Source organism: Nocardia sp. NPDC004722 (assembly GCF_053601505.1).
This window is the reverse complement of the sequence record NZ_JBSGBY010000296.1, coordinates 1-10379: the sequence shown is the minus strand read 5'-3', so window position 1 is coordinate 10379 and position 10379 is coordinate 1. Positions and strand designations below refer to the sequence as shown.

The 10379-nt window shown below is 68.2% G+C and carries 7 protein-coding genes; 4 read left to right on the top strand and 3 right to left on the bottom strand.

All coding sequences use genetic code 11. The annotated features are described in order from the left end of the window. Positions 1-93 precede the first annotated feature (93 nt). From ACWELQ_RS26085 to ACWELQ_RS26075, 3 genes are all read right to left on the bottom strand, one after another. Positions 94-1920, bottom strand: coding sequence for a phosphoenolpyruvate carboxykinase (GTP) (locus tag ACWELQ_RS26085; RefSeq protein WP_452399677.1), 1827 nt, complete (start codon positions 1918-1920; stop codon positions 94-96). Between the two features lie 185 nt (positions 1921-2105). Continuing rightward, entirely contained in the window at positions 2106-3599 is a 1494-nt protein-coding gene (locus ACWELQ_RS26080; protein WP_452399676.1) for a hypothetical protein, read from the bottom strand. 348 nt (positions 3600-3947) lie between these two features. Next, positions 3948-4616: a hypothetical protein gene (locus ACWELQ_RS26075; protein WP_452399675.1), complete on the bottom strand. Its 669-nt coding sequence runs from the start codon at positions 4614-4616 to the stop codon at positions 3948-3950. Positions 4617-4870: 254 nt separating this feature from the next. Between ACWELQ_RS26075 and ACWELQ_RS26070 the strand changes: the two genes are divergently transcribed. The 4 genes from ACWELQ_RS26070 to ACWELQ_RS26055 all read left to right on the top strand — a co-directional run. Then, positions 4871-6217 (top strand): lipase family protein, encoded by a 1347-nt coding sequence (locus ACWELQ_RS26070; protein ID WP_452399674.1) that lies wholly within the window; start codon positions 4871-4873, stop codon positions 6215-6217. A 58-nt stretch (positions 6218-6275) separates the two neighbouring features. Then, positions 6276-7052 (top strand): tRNA (guanosine(46)-N7)-methyltransferase TrmB, encoded by a 777-nt coding sequence (trmB, locus tag ACWELQ_RS26065; RefSeq protein WP_452399673.1) that lies wholly within the window; start codon positions 6276-6278, stop codon positions 7050-7052. 44 nt (positions 7053-7096) lie between these two features. Continuing rightward, positions 7097-7858, top strand: coding sequence for an NYN domain-containing protein (locus ACWELQ_RS26060; RefSeq protein WP_452399678.1), 762 nt, complete (start codon positions 7097-7099; stop codon positions 7856-7858). Then, on the top strand, positions 7858-10379 hold a 2522-nt coding region (locus ACWELQ_RS26055; RefSeq protein ID WP_452399672.1), incomplete at its 3' end, for an MMPL family transporter. The genes ACWELQ_RS26060 and ACWELQ_RS26055, both read left to right, overlap by 1 nt.

The window sequence follows — 10379 nt, the reverse complement described above, 5'->3', positions numbered from 1 at the left end:
GGTGCGGGCGGGCCACTGTCATTCTGGGGGTGTGGGGGCTTGCCCCCACCAAATCCCTTGGGGGTGTGGGGGCGAAGCCCCCACGACCGTCCGTCAGGACAAGCGCTGCTTGAGCGCCTCGAACTCGTCGCGCAAGCCGCTGGGCAGCTTGTCGCCGATGAACTCGAACCACTCCTCGATGGAGGGGATCTCGTTCTTCCACTCGTCCACGTTCACCGCGAGCGCCTCGTCGACGTCGGCGGCGACCACGTTCAGCCCCTCGAGGTCGAGGTCGGCGGCGTGCGGGACATTGCCGATCGGGGTGGCCTCGGCCGACTTGGTGCCCTCGATGCGGCCGACGATCCACTCCAGCACGCGGGAGTTCTCACCGAAGCCGGGCCACAGGAAGCGGCCGTCGGCGCCACGACGGAACCAGTTGACGTAGAAGATCTTCGGCAGCGCCTGCGCGTCGGCGTTCTTGCCGAGGGTGATCCAGTGGTTGAGGTAGTCACCCACGTGGTAGCCCATGAACGGCAGCATGGCCATCGGGTCGCGGCGCACGGTGCCGACCTTGCCCTCGGCGGCGGCGGTCTGTTCGGAGCCGACGGTGGCACCCATGAACACGCCGTGCTGCCAGTCGAAGGACTCGGTCACCAGCGGGATGGTGGTCTTGCGGCGACCGCCGAACAGGATGGCCGAGATCGGCACGCCCTGCGGGTCGTCCCATTCGGGAGCGAGGGTGGGGCACTGCGACATCGGGGTGCAGTAACGCGAGTTCGGGTGCGCGGCCAGGGTTTCCGACTCGCGCTCGAACCAGTCGTTGCCCTTCCAGTCGATGAGGTGGTCGGGGGTGCCCTCCAGGCCCTCCCACCACACATCGTTGTCGTCGGTCAGGGCGACGTTGGTGTAGACGGTGTTGCCGGCCTCCATGGTGGCCATGGCGTTCGGGTTCGAGCTGTGGTTGGTGCCGGGGGCGACACCGAAGAAGCCGAATTCCGGGTTGACGGCATATAGTCGGCCGTCCTTGCCGAAGCGCATCCACGCGATGTCGTCACCGAGGGTCTCGGCGCGCCAGCCCGGGATGGTCGGCTGGATCATGGCGAGGTTGGTCTTGCCACAGGCCGACGGGAACGCGGCGGCGATGTAGTACGCCTTGTCCTCGGGCGAGATCAGCTTGAGGATCAGCATGTGCTCGGCCAGCCAGCCCTCGTCGTGCGCCATCGCGGAGGCGATGCGCAGCGAGTAGCACTTCTTGCCCAGCAGCGCGTTGCCGCCGTAACCCGAACCGTAGGACCAGATTTCGCGGTCCTCGGGGAAGTGGGTGATGTACTTGGTGTCGTTGCACGGCCACGGCACGTCGGCCTGGCCCTCGGCGAGCGGCGCGCCCACGGAGTGCAGCGCCTTCACGAACGGCTTGTCGGTGCCCAGCTTCTCGAGGGCGGCGCTGCCGGCGCGGGTCATCACGCGCATGGAGACGACGACATACTCGGAGTCGGTGAGTTCGACGCCCAGCTTGGGGTCGTCGGCGCCGAGCGGGCCCATGCAGAAGGGCACCACGTACATGGTGCGGCCCTTCATGGAGCCGCGGTACAGCTCGGTCATGGTGGCGCGCATCTCGGCCGGGTCGACCCAGTTGTTGGTCGGGCCGGCGTCGGCCTCGGTCTTGGAGCAGATGTAGGTGCGGGATTCGACGCGGGCGACGTCGGAGGGATCGGAGAGCGCCAGGTAGGAATTGGGCTTCTTGGCCTCGTTCAGCTTCTTGAAGGTGCCCGCGGCGACCAGCTGCTCGGAGAGTCGAACCGCTTCCTCCTCGGACCCATCCGACCAGACCACGCGGTCGGGCTGGGTGAGTTCTGCGACCTCCTGTACCCAGGCAAGCAGTTCCTTGTGCTCGGTGGGCGCGGTGCCATCGTGAAGACCAGGAATGGTCGCTGAGGTCATGAAAACTCTCCTGAGATGGGCGGCGGGGCCCCCGCTGGTCCTCGCCGCTAGCCCGTCCCGGCTGGACGTGCGTACAAGAACGCGGCGGATGCCCTAGTTCCTTGCCATAGAGGTTAACGCCACATATCGCGGCGTACGGAATCGGGTTGTCCAGTCGGTACCGGGTCGAAACCTCCGACCACCCGCTATGTGAATTCGAGTGCGGCCAGGTCACGTTCGCATGCCAGCAGTAAAGCGGGGCGCCGCCCGGTGGCCTGACGCAATTGCTCCTCCAATTCACCGACCCGCAGATCGGTTTCCACCATGCGGGCCGCGGAGCTGCCCAGCACCTCGTCGGTGAGCCGCTCCTCGGCGTCGACCAGGGCGGTGGCGACCCGCTGCTCCAGCTCCGCGCGGGTGTCGACCAGCGTGTCCGCGACCCATTGCCGCAGGTGAGCGCCCTCGGCGAGGTGGCCGCGGGCGCGCACCACCCAGCTCGCGGCGGCCGCCCCGAGCAGCAGGCTGACCGGCATGATCGCGTAGTCGAGGGCGGGCCACAGGGCCAGCGGGGCCACCACCAGACGGCCCAATCCGAACCCCGCCGAGGCCCCGAACGCGACCACCAGATGGTCTTCCACGCCCCGGCGGCGCGGGCCCGGCGTGAGAACCGACCGCGGGACCCGTTCCAGGGGTGGCGGAAAAGATATATGCCATTCCTCCGCGACGGATTCTTCGACTTGACGGCACAATTCGCCGATCCGAGAGCGAATGGCGCGGTCCATCTCCTGTGTGAGTTTTTCCACAACATCACTCACATGCCGCGGAAATTCGGTGTGTGTGCCTCGCGCGAGCTCCTCGATTTCGCCGCGCAACTCCCCGTGCGCGCCCCGAATCCTGGCCCCTACCTCGTGCAATAGATCCACCCGCGCCAGTTGCAGCCGATTGCGCACGATCGCCATCGCCGCCCCGCGCCCACCGTCCCCCACCGCCAGCAGCCGCGCCCGCTCCTCCCGCAGCGCGCTGACATCCGCCCCCTCGCGCAACTTCCCGATCTGCGCCTCGATCCGCCGCCGCGTCTGCGCCACCACCCGCCCCCGCACGATGCCCACCTGATCCCCGACCGCCCCCGCCCCGGCCGCCGCCACCAGCCGCGCGTGCAACAGCCCCACCCCCGACCGATCCACCAGCGCCGCATCCCCTTCCGCCCGCCCCGCCGCCGCCAACCGCGCCGACACCGGCACGATCTCGGCGTCGTGGCAGCCCTCCACCTCGGTCAGCAGTTCGGCATCCAGCTTCAGCACATCCCGCCACTCCCGATGCGCGTGAATCCCCTCGAGCGCGAACACGATTCGCGTCCCGTCCGCCACCAACGCGCGCACCCGCTCCACCGTGTCGCGCCCGATCAGCGCACCCGCGTCCAGCAGCAACAACGCCACCGCGACCGGCCGGATGCCCGGCTCCGCGGCGCGGCCGAGTTCGATGTGCGGCACATACCGCGCCAATTCGACCCGCAGCGCGGCCACGTCGGATTCCTCGCCACCGATCAGCGCGATCGCGGTGGTCATCGCCTCGGCCGGACGGTCCACCGCGCGCAGCAAGGCCAGCCCATGCGGATTCCAGCGCATCACAACGGCTTCCGCCGTCGCGGCAAGACCGACCGCGGCGGGCAGGTCGGCCTCCGGCCCCGCGGGCTCCCTCATTCGGTCGCCGTCCGCAGCGCCCATCATCGGCTTTCCGCCACACCGGTCGGCCGTCCCGTGCGGAGGCAGATCGAGTCCGTGCTCAGCCGCTTCGGGCGAGTGCGAACCGCCGGATGCGTTATCGGCCTGGATCACAGTGGGTTTCGAGCTCGTCCCGGATCCGGCTGTCGCGCGGCGCGGCGGTGGCAGGTCCAGCGAGGCTGGCCGGGGCTCGTTGTCATGAGCCGTGGCGGGTTGTCGCGGCGGCGGGTCGGGGCGGGGTTCGGGGATCAACATCGCTGATTCGTATCCGGCGGTGCGTTCGGCTTGGCTCGCATGTTGATCAATTGCCGGGGTCCGATGCGGCGGTCAACCGCCCGGGGTGGTGGTGAACGCCTCGTAACGGTGGTGGAGTTCGCGGTGGAGGGGGTCGATTCCGGTGGCGCTGTGCAGGATTTGCAGCAGGGCGCGTGGGCCGAGGGCCGGGTCGTGACGTAGGGCCGCGAGCGCGCAGGAGACGCCGTGGAGTTCCCAGTGGTCCAGAACGGCTTGGCGCGCTTCGGGATCGGGGGCGATGTCGGGTGCGGTGAACAGCTCGTGGGAGAGGGTGAGGGGTGGGTCGGAGCGGGTGTGATGGCGACGGAGGGTGAGCAGGTCGGCATCGGTGAAGGTGCCGTTGCGGGTGTGCGCGGCGACCGACGCGACCACGGGGAAGACCGCGAGGCCGAGCTCGGTCGCGAGCTGCTCGGCGCGGGCGGCGGCGTCGGACCAGCGGGATCCGATGGAATCAGCCTTGTTGAGAACCACAAGGGTGCGTTCGGGCGGGAGGGTCGCCAGGAGGCGGCGGTCGGCGGGGGCGAGGGTGCCGGGAAGGATATAGAGGAGAAGGTCGGCGTCGAGGGTGGGGGTGGGTTGCCCGGGGTGGTCGACCGGTCGGGTTTCTTCGGCGGTGAGTAGCGAGAGCGCATGTCGCAGGGTGGTTTTGCCCGCTCGGGCCCGGCCCGTCACCTGGATGCGCACAGATCGCTCGACCGGCACGCGGGCAGCCTAGCCGGAAGGTGCTGGGCGCGTGGGCGTTTCGGATCACAACCGCGCAGGTCAGGCGGTGAGGAAGCAGACCGTTCCGGGTCCTTCTGTGCGCCAGCACAATTCGGTGCGACGCCCCTTCACAGACACCCGCGCGTCCCCGTACTCTGGCGATTCGGTCGGCATCAACGCCGATGTACGGCTGCGCGACCCTCCCGGTCCACGGCCGCTCCACTCAGGGTCGAAGCTGGAACGAGGAGGTTGCGATGACCGTCAACGCCGACGTCATCGGCGCCATCGGGATACCGGACGGTGCGCACGAACAGGACCGTCCGCTGCCGCGGAGCCAAGACCCCTTCTTCCATCCCCCGCGCGGATTCGCGCGCCGCGAGCCCGGCGCCATCCTGCGCAGCCGCACCGTCGAGATCGCCCTGTTCGGCCTGGTGCCGCAGCAGGTGACGGCGTGGCAATTGCTCTATCGCAGTCAGGATCTGCACGGCAGCCCGGAAGTGGCGGTCACCACGGTGCTGCTGCCGCAGGGCGCCGAGCCGGATGCCCAGCGTCCCCTGCTGGCGTTCCAGACCGCCATGGACGCGGTGACCGAGCGCTGCGCGCCGTCCTACGCGCTGCGGCGCGGCGCCCTCGCCCCCGGTTCCATCACTCAGCTGGAGTGGCTGCTGGTCGCGAACGCGCTGCGGCGCGGCTGGGCGGTGAGTATCGCGGATCACGAAGGGCCGCTGGGTAATTTCGGGGCGGCCCGGGAGCCCGGCTATCGCGGCCTCGACGGTGTCCGCGCCGCACTGCGTTTCGCGCCACTGGGCCTGCGCGCCGACACCAAGGTGGCGGTGTGGGGTTATTCCGGTGGCGGCATGGCCGGTTCATGGCTGGTGGAGCTGGCTCCGGAGTACGCGCCCGAGTTGAATATCGTCGGCGCGGCGCTCGGCGCGCCGGTGGGTGATCCGCGCCACGTGTTCCTGAATCTGAACGGCGGCCTGTTCGCGGGCTTTCCGGCGATCGTGATCTCCGCGCTGCGGCAGGTGTATCCGGCGCTGGCCGAGGTGGTGGACCGCGATTTCACCCCGGCGGGCCGCCGCCTGCTCGACCGCGCCCGTACCCTGGGCCCGATCGCGGTGCTGCCGCTGCTGGTCGGCCGCCACCTGGACGACTACCTGCGGCGGCCGCTGACGGAGATCCTGCCCGAGCTCGAGGACATGTTCGACGAACTGCGGCTGGGCAATCGCGCCCCGGCCTGTCCGGTGCTGGTGGTGCAGCCCGTGCACGACCAGGTGATCGATGTCGCGGGCGTCGACGGTCAGGTGGAGCGGTATCGAGCCGGCGGAGCCGATGTCTGGTATGTCCGGGATCGCCTGAGTGAGCATTTCTCGCTGCTGCCGTTGGCGACTCCGCTGAGCCTGGATTGGCTCGCCGATCGGCTGGCCGGGAAAACTCTTACCGAACCCTCAACCAAGACCGTCTGGTCGGTCGCGCTCGCCCCGGCGCACTGGCGCAGCATGGTGGAAATGGCAACTACCGCAATGCGAGTCACGCTCGGACTGCCCTTGCGCCCGGCCGCCGCGACGGCGTCCGACGAGGTGTCGGGCCTGGCAGCCTGAGTGTTCACACTCGCGGCAACCCCGGTCGATTGCTGCGCGAACTATCCAATACTGGACAATGGACGCCGTGAACGACGCCGCGAACCACACCGCCGAGCCAGGTCCCGGGCCGCGTCCTGAGGGAGGCAATCGCCTCTACCCGCGGGTGACGAGCTTCCGTGCGCGCCGCGGCGCGATCTCGCCCGCGCGCCAGGATTCCTGGGATCAGGTGTGGCCGCGCATCGGCAAGGACGTGTCCGACGAAAAGCTGGACGCCGACGCCTGGTTCGGCCGCTCGGCCCCGCTGATCGTCGAGATCGGCTGCGGCACCGGCACGGCCACCGCGGCCATGGCGCAGGCCGAGCCGGAGTTCAACCTGATCGGCATCGAGGTCTACAAGCCGGGCCTGGCGCAGCTGGTGCAGCGGATCGAACGCGAGGAGATCGAGAACATTCGATTGCTGCGCGGCGATGCCGTGGATGTCCTGGAAAATATGATTGCTCCCGAATCGCTGACGGGTGTTCGGGTGTTTTTTCCGGACCCGTGGCCGAAGGCGCGTCATCACAAACGCCGGCTGCTGCAGCCGGAAACCTTCGCACTCATCGCAAGTCGCCTGATTCCCGGCGGCGTGTTGCATGTGGCGACCGATCACGCCGACTATGCGGAGTGGATCGGACTGTACGGAAATGCGGAACCCCAGCTCATCGGCATGAATGAGCCTACCGGCGGGGATCCCGACGCCTACCGGAACAAAGCACCGATTGGTTTCGAACGTCCGATTACCAAGTTCGAAAACAAAGGACTCCGCGCGGGCAGCGCCATCACCGAGTTCATCTGGGGGAAGATCGAATCATGAGCGTCAGCGAGATGGCCCCGGAGGTCGCCGAAGTTGCCGGAATAATGCACGGCGCCGATTCGACCGAACTATCTGGCACCGCCACCGGGCTCGGCGGCACGACCGGTGGCCCTGCCACCGGTGCTCTGAGCGGCAATGCCACAGTCGCGCTGGGCGGCAACGCCACCGACGTGCGCCGCGTACTGCTGGTGTGGGACGCACCGAACCTGGACATGGGTCTGGGCGCCATCCTCGGCGGCCGCCCGACCGCCGCCTACCGCCCGCGCTTCGACGCGCTGGGCCGCTGGCTGCTGGCCCGCACCGCGGAACTGTCGGTGGGCAGCACCACCCGGGTCGAGCCCGAGGCCACCGTCTTCACCAATATCGCCCCGGGCACCGCGGATGTCGTGCGACCCTGGGTCGAAGCTCTCCGTAATGTCGGCTACGCCGTCTTCGCGAAACCCAAGATCGACGAAGACTCCGATGTCGACAGCGACATGCTCGGCCACATCGAACTACGCCGCCGCGGCGCGGGTCTGGCCGGCATCATGGTGGCCTCCGCCGACGGGCAGGCGTTCCGCGCGCCCCTCGAGGAGATCGCCGCTTCCGGTGTGCCCGTTCAGGTATTGGGTTTCCGCGAGCACGCGAGTTGGGCCGTCACGTCGGATATCCTCGAGTTCATCGACCTCGAGGACATCCCGGGCGTGTTCCGTGAACCGCTGCCCCGGGTCAGCCTCGACTCGCTGCCCGACGAGGGTGCGTGGCTGCAGCCGTTCCGGCCGCTGTCGGCCCTGCTCACCTCCCGCCCCGCTCAAGGAGTCGCTTAGTGTTCACCCGCTGGGGCGACCTGGTCTACAAGCTGCGCTACACCGTGCTCGGTGTGGTGGTGGCGGCAATGCTCGGCCTCGGCGGCTTCGGATTCGGGCTCGAGGACCATCTCAGCTCCAGCGGGTGGTTCGACCCGAACGCGCAGTCGTCCCAGGCTTCCATGCTCAAGGACCAGGTCTACGGGCGTGATCACAACAGCGACGTGATCCTGCTCTACACGGCTCCCGATGGCCAGACCATCGATGATCCGGCGTGGAGCCAGAAGGTCATCAACAGCCTCAACGCGCTGCCGTCGAAGTATCCGGAGATCAGCGGCATCAATGCCTCTCCGTTCAAGCTCGACGTCCCGAGTTCGCAATTGGCGCAGGCCGCAAGCCCGGATCGCAAGCACGCCTTCGCCTCTGTCGCCATCAAGGGCGACAACGACACCGACATGGTGCGCAACTACCGGACGGTGAAACAGGCCGACGCCTTCGCCATTCCGGGTGTGACGGTCGAGGTCGCCGGTCTGCAACCGGTGGCGGGCACGCTCAACGACACCATGGCGCAGGACCAGAAGCGCATGGAGATGATCGCCATTCCGGTGGTGGCCGTCCTGTTGTTCTTCATCTTCGGCGGTGTGGTGGCGGCCGCGCTGCCGCTGATCATCGGTGGCCTCACGGTGCTCGGCGCGAACGGCATCGTCATGGGGATCACCAAGTTCACCGAGGTGAACTCGTTTGTCTCGCCCGTGGTTTCGATGATCGGCCTGGGTCTGGCCATCGACTACGGCCTGTTCATCGTGAGCCGCTTCCGTGAGGAGACGGCCGACGGTTACGACACCAAGGCGGCCGTGCGGCGCACGGTGCAGACCGCGGGCCGCACCGTCATCTTCTCGGCCACCATGATCATCGCGGCCAGCGCGGGCATGCTGCTGTTCCCGCAGGGCTTCCTGAAGTCGGTGGCCTACGGCACCATCGCGACGGTCGCGCTCGCCGCGCTGTCGGCGCTCACCATCCTGCCCGCGATGCTGTCGATCCTGGGTCCGCGCGTGGACGCGCTGGGGCTCAAGCGGTTCCGCAAGGACAAGACCACCGAGGAAATCGAGAACGGTTTCTGGGGCAAGATCACCGCGTGGGTGATGAAGCACCCGCTCAAGGTCGCGATCCCGATCACCATCGGCCTGCTGCTGCTCATCATCCCGGTGAAGAACCTGGCCTTCGGCGGCATCAGCGAGACGTATCTGCCGCCGAACAATCCGACCCGCTTGGCGCAGCAGCACTTCGACGAGATCTTCCCGCTGCGCAAGGCCGACCCGGTGCAGCTGGTCATCGTCACCGACAATGCGAAGAACATCGGCACCATCCTCAACGAGGCCAACAAGGCCAGCGGGTTGCAGCCGAAGACCTCGTTCTCGCTGCCGCAGACGCCGCCCAACGGCTCCAATGTGTGGTCGACCACGCGACCGCTGGAGAAGGGCGCGGACATCAAGCAGACGATGGCCGATCTGCGCTCGATCGACGTGCCGGACGGCGCCGAGGTGATGGTCACCGGAACGCCGGTCATGATGCAGGACAGCATCGATCAGCTGGTCGACCGGATGCCGTTGATGATCGCGCTGGTGGTGCTGGTGACCACCATCCTGATGTTCCTCACCTTCGGCTCGCTGGTGCTGCCGATCAAGGCCGCGCTCATGAGCGCGCTCGGCCTGGGCTCCACGCTCGGCATCCTCACCTGGATCTTCATCGACGGCCACGGCGCGGGCATCCTGAACTTCACGCCGCAGCCGATCATGTCGCCGGTGCTGGTGCTGATCATCTCCGTGGTCTACGGCCTATCCATCGACTACGAGGTCTTCCTGCTCTCCCGCATGGTCGAGGCGCGCACCCAGGGTGCGAGCACGACCGAGGCGGTGCGTTCGGGCACCGCGCAGACCGGCCGCATCATCACTGCGGCCGCGCTCATCCTGCTGGTGGTCACCGGCGCGTTCGCGTTCTCCGATCTGGTGATGATGCAGTACATCGCCTACGGCATGGTGGCGGCGCTGTTCATCGACGCGACCGTGCTGCGCATGCTGCTGGTCCCGGCCACCATGAAGCTGCTCGGCGACGACTGCTGGTGGGCGCCCAAGTGGATGAAGAAGATTCAGCAGAAGATCGGCCTGGGCGAGCCCATCCTCGACGATGAGCGGCCCGGCGGCGGCGAGGTGCTCGACCTGGTCAAGGCGACCCCGATCACCGACCCGGTCACCATGCAGATCCCGATCCTGGCCGATGGTTCCGCCGCGAGCCGTCCGCGCAAGCCGCGTCCGCGGCGGACGGTGAACGTGGACAGCGAAGCGCCGACCCAGCGCATCAATGTCACCAAGCCCGCGGAGATCGCCAAGCCCGCGAACATCACCGAGCCTGCGCCCGCACCCGCCGACCAGGCCCCGGAACCCGCTCGCGCCCCGGAGCCGACTCGCAAGGCCCCGGAATCCGATCGCCCCGCGCCCGGATTGCCTTCCGCCACCGCGCGTCCCGGCCGCGGTGTCACGCCGTC